The following is a 17,565-nucleotide window of genomic DNA, read 5'->3' as shown; positions in this document are numbered from 1 at the left end:
AAGTATAAAAATAATTTACTGTATTCAAAGCCCAAAAAACTAATGTCCTGATCTAAGCTGATTAAGGGTGCTTTCAAGATGGTCTGTAATCTTCTTCACTTCAATATGCGGTTTGAAGACTAAACCTTTTCCTTTTTCTTCATCTGCAATATTAGAAAGAATAATAACAGAAGTCTTCGTTTCAGGATAATAGATATTCAGTGAAGGAGAACCTTTTATATACCCACTGTGAAAATAAGAATTGGGCTTGCCGATGTTCAACATGATTCCGTAGGCATAGCCCATTTTTCCAAAGATTGCATGGCGTCTTTCTGCACTTTTTGCCATGAAGAGTTTAAGCATTTCCGGTTTCAGAATTTTTCCGCCATACAACGCATTGTTCCATGTATGAAGATCCTGAATGGTAGAAAGAATTCCACCGGCAGGAGTACCTATTTCCTTTCCGCCTAATCTTTTAGGCATATTGGGAACTTCCTCGAACTTACTGGCATTTCCCAAATAAGCTGATGCGAAATTACTTCCTTTAAAAACATCTCCGGTTGAAGACTGAGTCATACCTGCCTTTTTGAATAGTTCTAAAGCATTGTCATCATATGATTTTCCGGATACGGTTTCTACGATTTTTCCTAAGGCATTAAAACCGTCGTTGGAGTAGAAAAAATCTGTCCCGCTTTTAAACATCAGTTTTCCTCCCATCATATTAAGCCCTGAAGTATGGTTCAGAAGCTGATGAATCGTAATATTTTCATATTCCTTGATCTGGAACTCCTTTACATATTTAGAAACTTTATCCGTAACATCTAATTTTCCCTGTTCCATCTGAAGCAAGACCATAACGGCCGTGAACTGCTTGCTTACAGATCCTATCGCAAAAATGGTACTGCTGTCTATTTTAACTTTTCTCTTAAAATCCGAATACCCGTTTTCCTTTCTGTAAAGAGGAAGAGAATCTTTAAAAACGGCTATACTTCCATTAAAATGATACTTTTTGAATACAGAATCAATCTGCTGCTCTAAAAGTGTTTTCTGAAAAGCGGTGATGGTAGAATCAACAATTGCTTTTTTATCAACGGGAGGTGGTGGAGTTTCTGTTTTACATGATAATACTAAAAAACAAAAAGAAATAAGGAACATTAAATTTTTGATCACGGGTGTTTATTTTTTTGAGATTAAAATTGATACTCTTAAAGATACTGAAATTTTTAAGAGCGTTGTAGGATGCAAAATGCGTGCTAAGAAGGGAAAATTCGGGTATTTAATCTATATTTAATGGTTCTTTGAAGACTATTCAATACATTTGAATAAATTATACATTATCCCACCATCATGAAAGAACATCTGAAAAATGATTCAGTAAACATAAGCCATCTATTAGATATTATAAAAAAGCAAGGAGCAGAATATCTGAATTCTCTTGCAGACAGACCTACATCCGTCAACAATCCTTTTGTAGCGGAACCGGTAAGCCTGCCGGAGTATGGTTATGGAACCGAAGACGTAATCAATATATTCAACGAAAGGTTTGAATCTATCATGGTAGCATCTTCCGGCCCAAGATATCTGGGATTTGTAACCGGAGGCACTACACCGGCATCTATTGCCGGAGACTGGCTGACTACCATTTATGACCAGAATACCCAATCTACAAAAGGACAGGGAGATATTTCTGCAAATGTAGAATTTGAAACCATCAAACTTATTCTGGAGCTACTGGAACTTCCGGATAATTTTCTGGGTGGCTTTGTCACTGGTGCAACAATGTCTAATTTTACCTGTCTGGCAGTTGCCCGCCAATGGTTAGGGAAAGAAAAAGGGCGAGACATTGCTAAAGAAGGAGTTTCTGAAACAATGAAAGTTCTGACTGCAACTCCTCATTCATCCTCTGTAAAGTCACTGTCTCTTTTAGGAATAGGCAGCAATAATATGATCATGGTTAAAACTGATGGAAATGATCGTGAAGCTATTTCTATTAACGATCTTGAAGAACAGATCATACAACTGAACAATGAACCGTTTATACTTATCTCCAGTGGTGGAACCGTAAATACTGTTGATTTTGATGATTTCATGGAGATCAAAAAACTGAAAGAAAAATATAACTTCTGGTGGCATATTGATGCTGCTTTTGGCGGCTTTGCAGCTTGTTCAGAACATTATAAACACCTTGTTGAAGGTTGGGAACATGCCGACAGTATTACGGTAGACTGTCATAAATGGCTGAATGTTCCTTACGAAAGTGCCCTGTTTTTAGTAAAGGAACAATACAAGACTTTACAGGTAGAAACTTTTCAGAACTCCAATGCTCCTTATTTGGTAGATCCTTTGGCTGACTTCAATTATTTAGATTTTCTTCCTGAGAACTCAAGACGGCTAAAAGCTCTTCCGGCATGGTTTTCTTTAATGGCTTATGGAAAAGAAGGCTATAAGGAAATTGTAGAAAATAATGTTGCATTGGCCAGAAATTTTGGAAGACTTATTGAAAACAGTAATGATTTTCAACTCTTAGCGCCGGTGCGTCTCAATACGGTATGTTTCACCCTGAAAGATGATACAAAGCAGGACGAGGTAGGGAAATTTCTTAAAATGCTTAATAGTACAGGGAAAGTTTTTATGACACCCACTTTCTATAATCAGCATAAAGGGATCCGGGCAGCTTTTGTTAATTGGAAAACCAATGAAACAGATGTTCAGCTGATCTTTGAAACGATGAACAGCACCATTACACAGTTAAAGTAAAATTGTATTGCGACGTATGCACGAATAAACTCATTGTGCATTGATATTCTATGTTTTGATGTGGTTTAGAAATTCTAAACCACATAAAGACAAAGGCTTATAAGTTTGTAGGATTCATTTTATTGGTTCATTTGTGGCTAAAAATATCATTTATAGATTATTTTGGAATCAGGTCGCAGAACCAAAAAATATATTCTTCATCTTGGTCTTCCGGGTTAGACTTTGGTTTTGGATATGTTTTTTTCACGGTTTTTCCAATTTCAAACTGAACCGGACTTCTAAAAATCGGCCCATCAAAAGTAAACGTATGAAATTCCCCATTTTCTCCACAAGGATCTACATTTTCAGGGAGATCATTAAGGAACTGCTGGTCAATAATTCTTCCTGCAAAACTTTTGTCTAAATACGTTCCATTCACACAGGTTACAATTGTTTTGAATCCCAATTTTAGAAATTCCCGGATGAGGTCTGAGGTATTTTGTTTCCAAAGAGGAAATATAGCCTGCATTCCAATGGTGCTTAATTGTTTTTCTCTATATAAACGGAGGTCTTCCAGAAAAATATCTCCAAAAATAGAATGGGTAATACCCTGAGCCTGTATTTCAGCCATTGTTATATTCATGATTTCCTGATATTCTTCCATAGATGGCTCCTTTGGAAGCTCCATTTTAGTAAGGGGAATGCCAAGAAGAGAGGCCTGCTGTTCCAATAGAAGAACATGAACCCCATGCATAGAAATCCTTTGAAACTCTTTATTGATGCTGGTTAATAGAGTTTCTACTTCATATTGATTTTCCTGTACTATTTTATAAAGAGCCAACGCAGAATCTTTTCCGCTGCTCCAGTTGAATAAGGCTTTAGGCTTCATTACTCTAAGTTTCTGTTAATACTGCAATTTTATGACAAAATTTGTAACATTTCAGTGATTTATAGAGTCTAATTAGTATAATAGACTTGAAAACACTCAAAATTAGACAGATTTAAAATAAAACACATGAAAAATCTATTGGTTGGGACAGCTGTCCTATTTTTCACTGGAATCGCGACACCTTTATTTTCGCAAAAAGCGGAAGCTCCAAAATTTGTAAGCAACACAGAGGGAGTAAAAGAATACACGCTGGGTAATGGGATGAAAGTTCTTTTAATTCCGGACGCTTCACAAAGTAATATGGTGGTGAACATTATTTACAATGTAGGCTCTAAGCACGAAGGTTATGGAGAAAAAGGAATGGCCCACTTACTGGAGCATATGTTATTTAAAAGCACTAAAAAATTAGGTGATATAAAGAAACAATTGTCAGATAAAGGAGGGGATGCCAATGGTACTACCTGGTATGACAGAACAAATTATTATGAAATTTTCCCTTCAAGTGATGAAAATCTGAAGTGGGCTTTAGAAATGGAAGCCGACAGAATGGTGAATGCTACTATTCTTCAAACAGATCTGGATAAAGAATTCTCTGTAGTAAGAAATGAATTTGAGATTGGGGAGAATAACCCAGGGTCAGTTCTAATGGAGCGTATTGTATCTACTGCTTATTTATGGCATAACTACGGAAACAGTACCATCGGAAGTAAGGAAGATATTGAAAGAGTAAAGGCGCCAACCCTTAGAAAATTCTATGAAAAACATTATCAACCGGACAATGCTACATTGGTTGTAGCAGGTAAATTTGATGAAAAGCAGGCTTTGAATTATATTTCCCAATACTTTGCTGTGATTCCGAGACCTTCAAGAGTTTTAGATCAGACTTATACTGTTGAGCCGGCTCAGGATGGAGAACGTTTTGTAGAGTTGAAGCGTTCGGGAGACAGTAAAATTGTGGGAGCATTATATCATACAGCACCTTATGCAGATAAAGACTATGCAGCATTAGATGCGTTATCAGAAATTTTAACAGCAGACCCTTCAGGGTACTTATATAAAGCAATGATTGATTCTCATAAAGCAGCTTCTGTTTATTCTTATCAACCAACGGTAAGAGATGCCGCATTTATGTATTTCGGTTTGGAAGTTCCCGCTGATAAAGATGTAAAAGCAGTGGAAAGTGAGTTCAGAACAGAGCTGGATAAAGTTTCAACCATTAAGTATACAGAGCAGGATGTTACAAGAGCAAAGGCTAAAATTTTAAAGCAAATTGAGAACACAAAAAATAATACCATCAATTTTGCAATTGGACTTACGGAGATTGTAGGTGCTGGAAGTTACAAATTAGGAATGCTGTATCGTGATAATGTTGAAAAATTAACTTTGGCTGATATCCAAAGGGTTGCTGATAAATATTTTAAAACCAATAACAGAACGGTAGGAGTATTTGTACCTGCTAAAGATGAAAAAAGAGTTAAAAACCTTGAATATTCTGATGACCAGATTGCTAGCCTGACTAAAGATTATAAGGGAAAAGCGTTAGAAAAAGAAGTAGCTCCTTTTGAAGCAAGCGTTAAAAACCTAAAAGCTAATCTTACGGAAGGGAAATTAAGCAACGGGATGAAATATGGCGTTATCAAGAAAGAAATTAAAGGCGGAAAAGTATTGGGAAGTTTCCGTTTCCCTGTAAGTAATGCTAAAGACTTAGGCGGGAAAGTTCAGATAGGAGCTTTAATGGCTCAGGTTATGAAAACAGGAACTAAATCTCATACCAAAGAGCAGATTCAGGATATGCTGGATCAGTGGAAATCTTCCATCAGTTTCTCATTCAAAGGGCAAACGTTATCTGCTAACGTAAATACATACAAAGAGCATTTACCGAAAGTAATGGATCTGATGAAAGAAATCCTTACAGAATCTAACTTCCCGGAAGCAGAATTAGCAAAAACTGTTAATGAATACAATACCTATCTGGAAGGTTCTTTAAATGATCCACAGGCATTAGCATTTACAGAAATTGGAAAAATTACAGAAAACTATCCTAAAGAAAGTATTTTCTATACTCCATCTTTCAAAGAGCAGATTGAGGCTAATAAAACAATCAAAAGACAGGAACTTGTAGATTTTTACAATAAAATTATTGGAAGTAATAATGGAGTAGGAACCATGATTGGAGATCTGGATTCTAAAACAGCGTCTACTTTAATGGAAAATACATTCGGGAAATGGAACTCCAAATCTAACTATGAACAAATTAAGCCTGAGCTTTTTGCGACTAAAAAAGAAGATAAGATTTATTTAACTCCGGATAAAGAAAACGGAGCTGCTGTAGGTAAGATTAGCTTCTCTATGGATAGAAATAGTCCTGATTATCCAGCGCTGTTGATTGCTAATGAAATGTTGGGCAGTGGAGGATTCATGACGGCAAGAATCCCTATGAGACTTCGTGAAAAAGAAGGAATCAGTTATGGCGCAGGTTCATATATGGCGGTTCCGGCAGATAATAATGTGGCATCTTGGGGTTGGTATGCATTCTTTAATCCAACTAAGAAAGATGCAGTAAACAAAGCATTAAAAGAAGAAGTAAATAAAGCTGTAAAAGAAGGATTTACTGAGGAAGAATTTAAATCTAACCTAACTTCTTGGTTAACTTCAAGAAAAACAAGTTTAGGGAATGAGAGTACATTGATGGGACTTGTCAACTCTCAGCTTCAGTATGGTATTCCTTTAGAAGATTATGATACATTGGAAGCGAAAGTTTCGGCTTTAAAAGTAAATCAAGTGAATGATGTTATTAAAAAATATATTAGTGAAGATAAGCTGACTTCTGTTTTTGCAGGAGATTTCAACAAGAAATAATTCCCAATATATATAAAGTAAAACCGCAGAATCATCTGCGGTTTTTTACTTTTTAAGAAAGTCTCACTGCTTATATGGCTAAAAATAACTTCCAGCCTCCCTATCCCAGTTTAACATCTATCTCTTATTCTGAACTTCTCTGATGGGAATAAAATCACCATTGAAGTAATCAATTTTTATTTCAAAAGGAGTAATGGGATTGCTGGTGAATGATACTCCAATGCTTCCTCCATAGGGGAATGCAGGGGCAACCATTAGATTGGATGCATTTGGGTTTGTTTTTATTTTTCCAACAAAATAATAATCGTTGTCTCTCTTTTCAGCTTTTGTAAATAGGTTTTCTATGGAAAGATAAATGTATAGCTCACCTTTATAGATAATGGCGTAGATGTCATCTTTTTTGATTTCCTTTTCTTCACCATTTACCGTTTCATAGATTCTTACAATTTTCGGGGCATTCCCATAAAACTTTACTCGAGAAAGGTCTTTGTTAGGCTGCTGATTTTTTAAGGATTGATAATCATTGTAAACCCCATCTTTCAATTCAGAAGTATGGAAGATGCTGATAGATTCCTTAGAAATTCTATCAAAGTCTTTAATTTGCTCATAAGTGTAGTGTTTATCAGAACTGTTTTTTTTAGAAGCATTTGTAGCGATAAAATCTACAAGAAATTCACTTCCTTTCTGCAGAATTTCTTTGGTAACATCAGACTTGGCTTTATGGTCTATAACCTGATTGGCCTGGTCTAATAAAGAATAAGTGCCATCTTCATTTTTTGAGAATAAAAATGCCTGAAAATAACAATAGCCATGAACAGCCATTTCAGCAAAGGACAATTGTCTGAGATATAAAACTAAAGTTCCGTTTTCTGCATTTTCCCCATTGAGGCTATTTAAGACCTCTTGAAATTGGTCGGAAAGAGGTTTAGAAGCAACTAAATTAGCAGGATTATTTAAAAGTCCCTTTCGAACAGTTCCTAATGAAGTGGTATCAACCCTGCGGTCAATCAGCTTTATGGTTTTATAGTAACTCTTCTCCAGTTTTTTTGTAGGAAGGCTTATGGTAAATTCTTCAGATTGCTTTTGTGCTGATATCATTACCATAAAGCACAGAGCAGATAGAAATAAAAGTCTGTTGAAATAGTTTTTCATTATTATTGTTTTTTGTGATGGGATAAGGTAGGAACTTATCGCCGATAGGCTACAATAGCTCCGTTTTCAAAGTAATAATCAGAACCAAATAATTCTTCTGCGTAGATCTCCGGTAGAAAATAGGAATCGATCTTATTTTCTTTTTGGTATTGTTCAAACTCTTTTCTCGTAATTTCTTCACCATCCAAAAAATAAATGAAGTCCTTATTTTTAGGAAGAAAAGGAATCCTTTTTGTCTGATCCAGGTTAAGATTCAGAGTATCATCTTCCTTAATATGTTTCTTATTAACAAAAAGAAAATATTTATTAGCATTCAGCTCTCCATTTTGAGGGTCTGTTCCTTCAAAAACGAATATGTTATTCATCCTGACATTATCAACCGGAATATTGATATAGTTCTTAAATGCATGCTCGGATTTGAATCTTTTAAATGGGGTAAGAATGGCAATAGATTGATATTGGATGGGGTTTTCTGCATCTCCTGAAGGCTTTACTTCCAATTTTCTGGTTATTACAGGTTCAGGATAATCATAGTCTCCATCTCCTGATCTGGGAGAGATCCAAACCATTCCCTGAATTTCCGCAACACCCAAGGTATCAATCTTCCTTTTTTGTGCGTTGAGGTTTGAGGTAAATAAAATGGAGAGAAAGATTCCACCGGCTATTTTTCTAAAAGGAAGCTGAAAAAAATGGTATTGGGTTTTTGCTTTTTCTTCCGGAATATATAATCGATTTGCCTGAATTCTTCCACAAACAGATGGATTGGATTGTAATAATATTTTAATCTCATCATCCGTTTTAGCCGCAAGGTCATATACTTTCTTTGAACAAAGATCACAAAAGCTTCCACCGGGAATTTCCTGCATATTTTCCCGGGCAGCGGAGCAAGGCTCTTTAATTTGAAATTCCTTTTTCATGAGTGTTAGTTTTGTTAGATTAAAAATACAAAAAAACCTCAAAGAAATTCCTTGAGGTTTGAATTATAATTTTACAGTTAGTGACATGTCTACATATTTCTTCTGTACTTACCACCCACTTCAAATAAAGCATTGGTGATTTGTCCCAGAGAACAGTATTTCACGGCATCCATCATTACATTAAATAAATTCTGCTGATTGATGGCTGCATGTTGTAATGTTTTTAAGGCAGTTTCTGACTTGTCTTCATTAGATTTTTGGAAATTATGAAGGGTTTCAATCTGAACCTGCTTTTCCTCCTCAGTTGAACGGATAACTTCCCCCGGACGAACCGTTGGTGAACCATCTTTTCCTAAGAAAGTATTTACTCCGATGATGGGATACTCTCCGGTATGTTTCAACCATTCATAATGCATAGATTCTTCTTGGATTTTTGAACGTTGATACATGGTTTCCATGGCACCAAGAACACCACCTCTTTCAGTAATTCTGTCGAATTCTGCATAAACAGCTTCTTCAACTAAATCCGTTAGTTCTTCAATAATAAATGAACCTTGCAGCGGATTTTCATTTTTAGCCAATCCTAATTCTTTATTAATAATCAGCTGAATTGCCATTGCTCTTCTTACAGATTGCTCAGTGGGAGTTGTAATGGCCTCGTCATAAGCATTGGTGTGAAGTGAATTACAGTTATCATAGATGGCATAAAGTGCCTGAAGTGTAGTTCTGATATCATTGAAATCAATTTCCTGAGCGTGAAGCGAACGTCCTGAAGTTTGGATGTGGTATTTTAACATCTGGCTTCTTTCGTCTGCACCATATTTCAGTTTCATAGCTTTTGCCCAGATTCTTCTTGCTACACGTCCGATCACTGAATATTCAGGGTCGATACCGTTAGAGAAGAAGAAGGATAAGTTTGGCGCAAAATCATTGATATCCATTCCTCTTGACAGATAGTATTCCACATAAGTGAAACCATTAGCCAGTGTAAATGCCAACTGAGAAACCGGATTTGCTCCAGCTTCTGCAATGTGATATCCTGAAATTGAAACCGAATAGAAGTTTCTTACTTTTTCTGTGATGAAATATTCCTGAACATCCCCCATTAATCTTAAGGCAAATTCAGTAGAGAAAATACAGGTATTTTGAGCTTGATCTTCTTTTAAAATATCTGCCTGAACAGTTCCACGAACAGTTGCAATAGTTTTAGCCTTAATTTCAGCATAAGCTTCAGCAGGAATCACTTCATCTCCCGTTAAACCTAATAGTTTTAACCCTAAACCATTATTGGAAGGAGGTAATTCCCCGTTATATTTTGGTCTTTCTAAACCTTTATCATCGAATTTTGCTTTTAAAGCTTTCTCAACATTAGCTTCAAGCTTGTGTTCAGCAATATATTTCTCAACATTCTGGTCGATGGCAGCATTCATAAAGAAAGCTAATAACATCGGTGCAGGTCCGTTGATGGTCATAGAAACTGAAGTCATTGCATTCACCAAATCAAATCCGGAATACAATTTTTTAGCATCATCCAACGTCGCAATAGAAACTCCTGCATTTCCAATTTTACCATAAATATCTGGTGGAAGAGCAGGGTCTTGTCCGTATAAAGTTACAGAGTCAAAAGCTGTTGATAAACGTTTTGCATCCATTTCTGCCGAAACATAGTGGAATCTTCTGTTGGTTCTTTCCGGTCCGCCTTCTCCGGCAAACATTCTGGTTGGATCTTCTCCAGTTCTTTTGAAAGGATAAATTCCCGCAGTGTATGGAAATCCTCCCGGAAGATTTTCCTGACCTTTCCATTTAATCAAATCACCCCAATCAGTATATTTGGGCAATGATATTTTTGGAATTTTTAAATGAGATAAAGATTCGGTTGAAGTCTCAACCTTAATTTCTTTTCCACGAACGAAATAAGAATAAAACTCAGCTTTGAAAGCCTGTTTCGTATCATCCCAATTTTTCAGGAAATCAATATTCTCCTGTTGAAGATCTTTTTCTGCTTTCTGATATTCAGCATCTAAAGTTTCATTTGAAAGGAAACTTTTTACGCCTTCAATGTGATACATTTTTCTTGCTAATTCAGCCTGTTTTTCAACGTTGGCGTCGTATTGCCTGTTGTTTTCAACGATTTCAGAAAGGTAACGTACTCTTTTTGGAGGAATAATCGTTACTTCGTCTGTAATTTCCTGCTCTACAAAACCTCGCAAGTTTAAATCAGAATATTTCTCATTAACTTTCTCAACTAATCGGTTGTATAACTCAGTGGTTCCGTGGTCGTTGAACTGAGATGCTTTTGTTGCATACACCGGCATATCATCTAATGGGCTTTCCCACAACAAATGGTTTCTCTGGAACTGCTTTCTTACGGCCTGAAGTGCATCTAAAGCACCACGTTTATCAGACTTGTTTAAAGCAACCAAATCTGCATAATCCAACATGTCGATTTTTTCCAACTGTGTAGAAGCTCCATATTCAGGAGTCATCACGTACATGGAAACGTCTGCAAAATCTGATACTTCCGAACCTGATTGGCCAATACCGGAAGTTTCCAAAATAATCACATCAGGATAAGCCAGTTTCAATACATTTAAAGCAGAATGAATGAACGGAGAAACGGAAACGTTGTTTTCTCTCGTCGCCATCGAACGCATATAAACTCTTGGATCATTGATTGCATTCATACGAATTCTGTCTCCCAAAAGCGCTCCTCCGGTTTTCTTTTTCGAAGGGTCAATCGAAATGATGGCAATTTTTTTACCTGGATTTGAACGTAGAAAGCGTCTTACCAATTCGTCTGTCAAAGAAGATTTTCCGGCTCCTCCTGTACCCGTAATACCAATAATTGGGATATTTAAATCTTTTGATTTCTCATCAATCGCTTTTACCAATTCAGGTTTTTCGTCTGAAAAGTTTTCAACGGCAGAAATGATTTTAGCAATGCTTGTAGAATTTTCAAAGCTGATTGAATCTAAATCACTTGCTGTAACCTCTTTTCCTGTTGCGAAATCTGATCTTTTCACTAAATCGTCGATCATTCCCTGTAATCCAAGTTCGCGGCCGTCATCGGGAGAATAAATTCTGTCGATTCCGTAAGACATGATATCTTCGATTTCTTCAGGCAGGATGACACCACCGCCACCACCAAAAATTTTGATCTGTGGTGAGTTTTTTTCTCTTAAAAGGTCATAGATATATTTGAAATATTCATTGTGACCTCCCTGGTATGAAGTTAATGCAATCGCATTGGCATCTTCCTGGATCGCTGTGTTTACAACTTCCTCAGCTGATTTGTCATGTCCTAAGTGAATCACTTCACATCCAGTTCCCTGAATGACACGACGCATAATATTGATTGCAGCATCATGTCCGTCAAATAATGACGCTGCTGTTACGATTCTTACCTTGTTGGTTGGAGTATATTTTTGGGTTTCCATAAAAATTCTAGAAAGTTTCTAAGTTTTCAAATATAATAATAAAAAAACAACCTCGTGTTTGATTTTATAATATTGATTATCATTCGCTTGTGTGGCGTTATTTAATAAAATGATTCCGTTTTTAGGTTTAAGAATTTGAAAGGCGAAAGGTTCGGTGGTTGCAGAATCAAAAATGACTTACAGATTTCGTTTAGAAATTGACATATCCTTCATTAATCTGATATCAGTTAAAGTAACTAAAAACTTATGACTGGAAGCTGGAAGAAGGAGGCCAGAGGTTATTTTAGTTATACTGACTACAGTTACAACTAAATTACCTTAAATAAGAGAAACAGCGATTGTTTATGAGCTTCATAACTTCCAGCTCCCAACTTCAAACCAACCTAAATCAGGAATTTTTATCCCGAACTGAGATTCATTACTCAAATTAAAATCTCTACTTTTGCATCATATTTTACAGACATGCAAAAAGCTTTGATATATTTCGCGTTGGGGACCGTAGTAAGCTTCCTTATCAATTATTTCCTTTTAAGTTCAGATAATATCGGTCTGGAATTTTATTATGCCGTTGCTTTTGGAGCTGCCTGGGGTATTGCTTATTATCTGGATACTCCGGATTTTACACTGCCTAAAAAATTAGGACTATCTTTTGTAGTGATGGCTATTCTGGTGCTGACAGGAACTTTAATTTTTAAACTTGAACTGGCCATTCCATCCATTCTGAAGTTTTCCATGGTGTTTGTAGCCTATTATGTAATAGCAAGTTTTAGGGCAACTAAGTCATTAAGAAAATAAAAAAAGAGGCAGTCAAATTTGACTGCCTCTTTTTTATTTAATGAATCGTCATGAAGCTTACCAGAGCCAGGCCTACAAGTAAGAACATGAATGCGAAAAAATTTATGGCTAATAATATCATACCCACTATAATGCTTACCAATCCGTGTGCACGATAAACCCGTCGGTGAGCAATAAAGAAATATCCCATACTGTATATGGTAATGATAGTCATTACTAAATAAAGAATTGCGTTTAGAGATTTAATTTCTGTTAGTTTTGTCACTTTTCCAAACAGGAATATCAATAAAATGGTAAGTAATAAGAAAGAGAAATAATGCAGGGTGAAAATTCCATGGTCAAAATACCACCATTTTTTCTTATTGTGAAACACCCATAAGAAGAATGCAAACAAAGGAAGATAAATGAAAAGAGCTTTAGGAAGATTGTGAAATGATTTTTCTATCATATTGTTTAATAGCTCTTTTTTGGTAATACCGTGGTCTTTTAATTCGAAGTATTTATGAACAATTGGTTTCTCTACAAAATCAAAGAATTTCGGATTTTTAGCCATAGCTGAATCATAGGACTTTTTTGTTTTATAGTTTCCATCACCGGAATCTATTGTTTTGTTCATATCCAGCATTGTTTCCAGATTGGCAGAATCAGGAATCATTTCTAGTTTTTCAATAGCAAGAGAATCTTCTTCAGTCAGTATTTTTTTAGCTTTTATACTGTCTATTATTTTCTGTGTTCCAATAGCTTTAGTAGGTTTCATAATTTTTACAAGACCTGTTTCACCTTGTTTTTCATTATGTTTTTCACTGGATCCTATATTTACCATAGGAAATAGTGCAAATACAAAAAATGTAATAAAACTGATAAAAATATAAAGTTTTACAGGAGGTACAAACTTTTGTCTTTTACCATCAAGATAAGTGGTTGTAAGTTTTCCAGGGCTGAAAAGTAAATTTTTTACGGTTCCCCAGAACTGACCATCATAATGGGTGAAATCTTCAATAAAATGGGTGAACAGAAAATAGAAAGGCTGCCGTCTTTCTGTATTTTCCTGTCCGCATTGAGGGCAGAATCTTTCCTCTACTTGATGCCCACAGTTCAGGCAGGTTTTGTCTTCTCGGATCTTTCCGTGGCTCATGGTACTTGTTTGTGCGACAAAGATAATTATTTCGGGAAATAAACAATTATATCGATAGGCTTTTGAGGAAATCTTTAAAGAAAAGTTAAAATTGAATAAAATAATTATTAGTGAACGATTAAGTTCGTTATATAAAATAACTGTGTAAGTTGTATTCTAAGGAATCTCTGCTTGTAAGATAATATTTTACATTTGAAGGAAGCTATGTAATGGCTGATTCAGTATTTATTGCTGGCAAAAAAGTGTTGCTTGCAATTGAAATCAATAACCATATAAACTATGAAGACTATATCTAAATTGAAGATTGTCAATTTAATATACGGGATAATTATTCTAACTGTTTTTATATCCATGTTGATATATGGATTGAGTAAGCCTTTGCAGTTTTCAGACTGTAAAATAGAGGTGGGGCTGGATAAGATGTCCTGTCATGATATAATGTGGATATTCTATGGGTATTCAAAAGGATTTCCTGTTATTCTGGGAGCTTTTGAAGTACTTAGAGCGATTCTGACTTTATTTAACAGGACAAGGATTTTTGGATGTTTTCTATTATCAGCAATGTTGATCAACATAATCATCCAGGATTATATATATGAAATCCATGCACTGGGTACAGCCATCTACTATCAGGTTCTCATTATTGGAATCCTAATGTTTTGATTCGGCCAAATTAAAAGAAGTGATCCGTGTATTATTCAAGCCTGATAAAAGAGGGTTTTCTTTTGTGACAGTGGGAATAGCCCTTGTTTTCATCTTTTTATTGAAATTTTTTGGAAACAATTTTTTTTAACTAAGGCTTCCTTTTATTGATTTCAAAAATATTATCCTATTGAATATCTGAATGCCGTTTTAGAGAGGAAAGGTAATAAAGAAAGAGTTGAGGGAATAGACTCTTGCTTTATCATCTCTGTGTTTTTAGAACCTTCTAAACGTTTTTTTTCATCGCCACAACATTTTACAAGTTTTATGCCAAAAGTATAAATAGTGTTAAAATCTATTGCTAGAGGGCTGATTATCCGATATTCTATAGATTAAATGAAATATGTTTTTGGGTTACAAAAATAATTTGTACCTTTGCACACCCTTTTAGGGGTAAATTATGTTTAATCTTTAACTAAAACGTGTGAATACATTAAGTTACAAAACTGTTTCAGCGAACAAAGCTACTGCTAATAAAGAATGGGTTGTGGTAGACGCTGAAGGACAGCCGTTAGGAAGACTAGCTTCTACGGTTGCAAAGATTTTGAGAGGTAAGCACAAAACGAACTTTACACCTCACGTAGATTGTGGTGATAACGTTATCGTTTTGAATGCTGGGAAAATTACGCTTTCCGGAAACAAGTGGGCTGATAAGACTTATATCTGGCATACAGGATACCCTGGTGGACAGAAGTCTATGACTGCGGCTGAACTTCAAAAGAAAGATTCTTTAAAGGTATTAGAGAAGTCTGTAAAAGGTATGTTACCTAAAAACAGATTAGGTGCTGCTATCCTTAAGAACCTTTATTTATATGAAGGAACTGAGCACAAACATGAAGCTCAACAGCCTAAAACAATTAATGTTAACGAATTTAAATAATTAATTATGTCTATAGTTCACAAAATCGGAAGAAGAAAAACTTCTGTAGCAAGAGTTTATGTAAGACCAGGTTCTGGAAACATTACAGTAAACGGTAAAGATGCTAAAGAATATTTCTCTACAGACGTGATGGTTTACAAATTAAACCAACCGTTCATCCTTTCTGAGACTGTTGGTCAGTATGACGTTACCGTAAACGTATTCGGTGGTGGTAATACAGGTCAGGCAGAAGCTATCAGATTAGGTATTTCAAGAGCTTTATGCGAAATCAACGCTGAGTTCAGATTAGCATTAAAGCCAGCTGGTTTACTTACAAGAGACGCAAGAATGGTGGAAAGAAAGAAGCCAGGTCAGAAAAAAGCAAGAAAGAGATTCCAATTCTCAAAACGTTAAGATTTCTCGTTGGCAGATGGCTTATGGCTATTGGCTACAGGAATGTATTAAATTTTTTTTAAACTTAATCTCGGCGAAAAGCCAATTGCCAAAAGCAAAAAGCAAACCGCCAATTGCCCGTTACGTTTAGCATCCAAACGCTTCTCCCATCTAAAGAAGTTGTTGATTGTTTAAAAGACGGAAAGTAAACTAACAAAAACAGAAAACATGGCAAAAGCAAATGTAAAAGACCTTTTAGAGGCTGGCGTACACTTCGGTCACATGACTAGAAAGTGGAATCCAAATATGGCTCCATACATTTTTATGGAGAAGAACGGTATTCACATTGTAGACTTACATAAAACAGCAGTTAAATTAGATGAAGCGTGCAGCGCTTTAGAAAAGTTAACTTCTGCAGGTAAAAAAGTTCTTTTCGTAGCTACTAAGAAGCAAGCGAAAGAAGTGGTTGCAAAACACGCTTCTGAACTTAATATGCCTTATATTACAGAAAGATGGCCTGGAGGTATGTTAACGAACTTCGTTACTATCAGAAAGGCGGTAAAGAAGATGAACTCTATCGACAAAATGAAAAAAGACGGTACGTTCGAAACTTTATCTAAAAAAGAAAGATTACAAGTTGACAGACAAAGAGCTAACTTAGAGAAAAACTTAGGTTCTATCTCTGACATGGTTAGACTTCCTTCTGCAATTTTTGTAGTTGATATCTTAAGAGAACACATCGCGGTAACTGAAGCTAAGAAACTTGGTATTCCAGTTTTCGGTATCGTTGATACAAACTCTGATCCTAGAAAAGTAGATTTCGTTATCCCAGGAAACGATGATGCTTCTAAATCTATCGATATGATCTTGAGCATTGTTTCTGATTCTATCAAAGAAGGTCAGTCTCAAAGAAAAGCTGATAAAGAAAAATCTAAAGAAGAAGGAGAAAAAGTATCTGCTGATACAGATGCTGATTTCGATGCAGAATAATTAAAGATTTTCTTTAATATAGGAAAAACGCTGGATTTCGGTCCAGCGTTTTTTTGTTTTATATAGGGGTTCACAGATTTTGCTGATGACGGCAGATTAATGAGGTATTTTATAATCCCATGCAAGCCTCAATAATGATTTTAAATAGTGGTTACGATGTTCTTTTGGTATGGATAGAGAAATGTATAATAGCGCTATGATATGACAGAAATTAATTACATTTAGAGTGTCGGAAAAATATTTATAAACAAAGCCCCCACAAGTTACTGTGAGGGCTTATTTTTAGTTAGATACTTTGATATTGTATGAACTTGTAATAAACTTTGTAGACTGATAAGATGAGTTACACAACATTCCCGATAGCCTGTAGCTTTGATTTTTAGGAACCATTACAGCTCCGATTTTTCCAGCTCCAATTGGAACCTTTTTAAAATATCCGTTACCACTGATGGTAAGAACCATATTGCAGCGAGATGAATTTTCTACCGAAAGGGAGGTTCTGGGATTGGTAGGATCTGCTTCGTTAAGAAGATCTGTAAGAACTTCAGCTGTTTCAGATTTGTAAGTCTTCATCAGTTCATTATATTCTCTCTCTGTATTAGCTGCACTACTACCGCTGGAGTTAGTAGGATAGGGATTTCTAATGGGATAACCACCATAATTAACACTACAACTGGTAAGGATCATTGAAATCCCGGTAAGAACTAATAACTTTTTCATAC

At 35.7% G+C, this 17,565-nt stretch carries 14 protein-coding genes; 7 read left to right on the top strand and 7 right to left on the bottom strand.

Features of this window, described 5'->3' with window-relative positions; all coding sequences use genetic code 11:
- Positions 1 to 39 precede the first annotated feature (39 nt).
- Entirely contained in the window at positions 40 to 1,149 is a 1,110-nt protein-coding gene (locus J2772_RS11005; RefSeq protein ID WP_209916541.1) for a serine hydrolase domain-containing protein, read from the bottom strand.
- A 177-nt stretch (positions 1,150 to 1,326) separates the two neighbouring features.
- Between J2772_RS11005 and J2772_RS11000 the strand changes: the two genes are divergently transcribed.
- Positions 1,327 to 2,736 (top strand): pyridoxal phosphate-dependent decarboxylase family protein, encoded by a 1,410-nt coding sequence (locus J2772_RS11000; protein WP_209916533.1) that lies wholly within the window; start codon positions 1,327 to 1,329, stop codon positions 2,734 to 2,736.
- Between the two features lie 157 nt (positions 2,737 to 2,893).
- Here J2772_RS11000 and J2772_RS10995 read toward each other — a convergent pair whose 3' ends face one another.
- A complete protein-coding gene (locus J2772_RS10995; RefSeq protein WP_209916531.1) occupies positions 2,894 to 3,604 on the bottom strand; it encodes a diphthine--ammonia ligase in 711 nt (236 codons plus the stop codon).
- Positions 3,605 to 3,730: 126 nt separating this feature from the next.
- On the opposite strand from J2772_RS10995, the gene J2772_RS10990 reads away from it, so the two are divergent.
- Positions 3,731 to 6,463 (top strand): M16 family metallopeptidase, encoded by a 2,733-nt coding sequence (locus tag J2772_RS10990; RefSeq protein WP_209916529.1) that lies wholly within the window; start codon positions 3,731 to 3,733, stop codon positions 6,461 to 6,463.
- A 117-nt stretch (positions 6,464 to 6,580) separates the two neighbouring features.
- Here J2772_RS10990 and J2772_RS10985 read toward each other — a convergent pair whose 3' ends face one another.
- The 3 genes from J2772_RS10985 to J2772_RS10975 all read right to left on the bottom strand — a co-directional run bounded on the left by J2772_RS10985 (position 6,581) and on the right by J2772_RS10975 (position 11,969).
- Positions 6,581 to 7,615, bottom strand: coding sequence for a hypothetical protein (locus tag J2772_RS10985; RefSeq protein WP_209916527.1), 1,035 nt, complete (start codon positions 7,613 to 7,615; stop codon positions 6,581 to 6,583).
- A 35-nt stretch (positions 7,616 to 7,650) separates the two neighbouring features.
- Positions 7,651 to 8,532: a hypothetical protein gene (locus J2772_RS10980; RefSeq protein ID WP_209916525.1), complete on the bottom strand. Its 882-nt coding sequence runs from the start codon at positions 8,530 to 8,532 to the stop codon at positions 7,651 to 7,653.
- Between the two features lie 89 nt (positions 8,533 to 8,621).
- Positions 8,622 to 11,969, bottom strand: coding sequence for a methylmalonyl-CoA mutase family protein (locus tag J2772_RS10975; protein ID WP_209916523.1), 3,348 nt, complete (start codon positions 11,967 to 11,969; stop codon positions 8,622 to 8,624).
- Between the two features lie 462 nt (positions 11,970 to 12,431).
- On the opposite strand from J2772_RS10975, the gene J2772_RS10970 reads away from it, so the two are divergent.
- Complete coding sequence (locus tag J2772_RS10970; RefSeq protein WP_209916521.1) at positions 12,432 to 12,764, top strand: hypothetical protein; 333 nt, start codon at positions 12,432 to 12,434, stop codon at positions 12,762 to 12,764.
- A gap of 37 nt (positions 12,765 to 12,801) precedes the next feature.
- On the opposite strand, the gene J2772_RS10965 is transcribed toward J2772_RS10970, so the two are convergent.
- Positions 12,802 to 13,899, bottom strand: a complete 1,098-nt coding sequence (locus J2772_RS10965; RefSeq protein WP_209916520.1) for a DUF3667 domain-containing protein — start codon at positions 13,897 to 13,899, stop codon at positions 12,802 to 12,804.
- 279 nt (positions 13,900 to 14,178) lie between these two features.
- Between J2772_RS10965 and J2772_RS10960 the strand changes: the two genes are divergently transcribed.
- The 4 genes from J2772_RS10960 (at position 14,179) to rpsB (ending at position 16,843) form a co-directional block, all read left to right on the top strand.
- A complete protein-coding gene (locus J2772_RS10960) occupies positions 14,179 to 14,562 on the top strand; it encodes a hypothetical protein (protein WP_209916518.1) in 384 nt (127 codons plus the stop codon).
- Positions 14,563 to 15,025: 463 nt separating this feature from the next.
- Positions 15,026 to 15,481 carry a 50S ribosomal protein L13 gene (gene rplM / locus J2772_RS10955; protein WP_027375420.1) on the top strand — a complete coding sequence of 152 codons (456 nt, stop codon included), beginning with the start codon at positions 15,026 to 15,028 and terminating at the stop codon, positions 15,479 to 15,481.
- A gap of 6 nt (positions 15,482 to 15,487) precedes the next feature.
- A complete protein-coding gene (gene rpsI, locus J2772_RS10950) occupies positions 15,488 to 15,874 on the top strand; it encodes a 30S ribosomal protein S9 (RefSeq protein WP_047373582.1) in 387 nt (128 codons plus the stop codon).
- Between the two features lie 207 nt (positions 15,875 to 16,081).
- Entirely contained in the window at positions 16,082 to 16,843 is a 762-nt protein-coding gene (gene rpsB, locus J2772_RS10945; RefSeq protein WP_045501217.1) for a 30S ribosomal protein S2, read from the top strand.
- Between the two features lie 282 nt (positions 16,844 to 17,125).
- Here the strand turns inward: rpsB and J2772_RS10940 are convergent, their stop codons facing one another.
- Complete coding sequence (locus J2772_RS10940) at positions 17,126 to 17,563, bottom strand: DUF6759 domain-containing protein (RefSeq protein ID WP_209916515.1); 438 nt, start codon at positions 17,561 to 17,563, stop codon at positions 17,126 to 17,128.
- Positions 17,564 to 17,565: the final 2 nt, after the last annotated feature.

The organism is Chryseobacterium jejuense (assembly GCF_017877355.1).
GTDB classification, from domain to species: domain Bacteria; phylum Bacteroidota; class Bacteroidia; order Flavobacteriales; family Weeksellaceae; genus Chryseobacterium; species Chryseobacterium jejuense_A.
Note: the sequence above shows the minus strand (reverse complement) of the source record. Positions and strands in the feature narration are given on the sequence as shown.

Coding starts and splice junctions, on each gene's coding strand:
- J2772_RS10980 (WP_209916525.1), bottom strand. CDS start 8,532: ATGAAAAAGGAATTTCAAATTAAAGAGCCTTGCTCCGCTGCCCGGGAA.
- rpsI (WP_047373582.1), top strand. CDS start 15,488: ATGTCTATAGTTCACAAAATCGGAAGAAGAAAAACTTCTGTAGCAAGA.
- J2772_RS10975 (WP_209916523.1), bottom strand. CDS start 11,969: ATGGAAACCCAAAAATATACTCCAACCAACAAGGTAAGAATCGTAACA.
- J2772_RS10985 (WP_209916527.1), bottom strand. CDS start 7,615: ATGAAAAACTATTTCAACAGACTTTTATTTCTATCTGCTCTGTGCTTT.
- J2772_RS10965 (WP_209916520.1), bottom strand. CDS start 13,899: ATGAGCCACGGAAAGATCCGAGAAGACAAAACCTGCCTGAACTGTGGG.
- J2772_RS10940 (WP_209916515.1), bottom strand. CDS start 17,563: ATGAAAAAGTTATTAGTTCTTACCGGGATTTCAATGATCCTTACCAGT.
- J2772_RS10990 (WP_209916529.1), top strand. CDS start 3,731: ATGAAAAATCTATTGGTTGGGACAGCTGTCCTATTTTTCACTGGAATC.
- rpsB (WP_045501217.1), top strand. CDS start 16,082: ATGGCAAAAGCAAATGTAAAAGACCTTTTAGAGGCTGGCGTACACTTC.
- J2772_RS10960 (WP_209916518.1), top strand. CDS start 14,179: ATGAAGACTATATCTAAATTGAAGATTGTCAATTTAATATACGGGATA.
- J2772_RS10995 (WP_209916531.1), bottom strand. CDS start 3,604: ATGAAGCCTAAAGCCTTATTCAACTGGAGCAGCGGAAAAGATTCTGCG.
- J2772_RS10970 (WP_209916521.1), top strand. CDS start 12,432: ATGCAAAAAGCTTTGATATATTTCGCGTTGGGGACCGTAGTAAGCTTC.
- J2772_RS11000 (WP_209916533.1), top strand. CDS start 1,327: ATGAAAGAACATCTGAAAAATGATTCAGTAAACATAAGCCATCTATTA.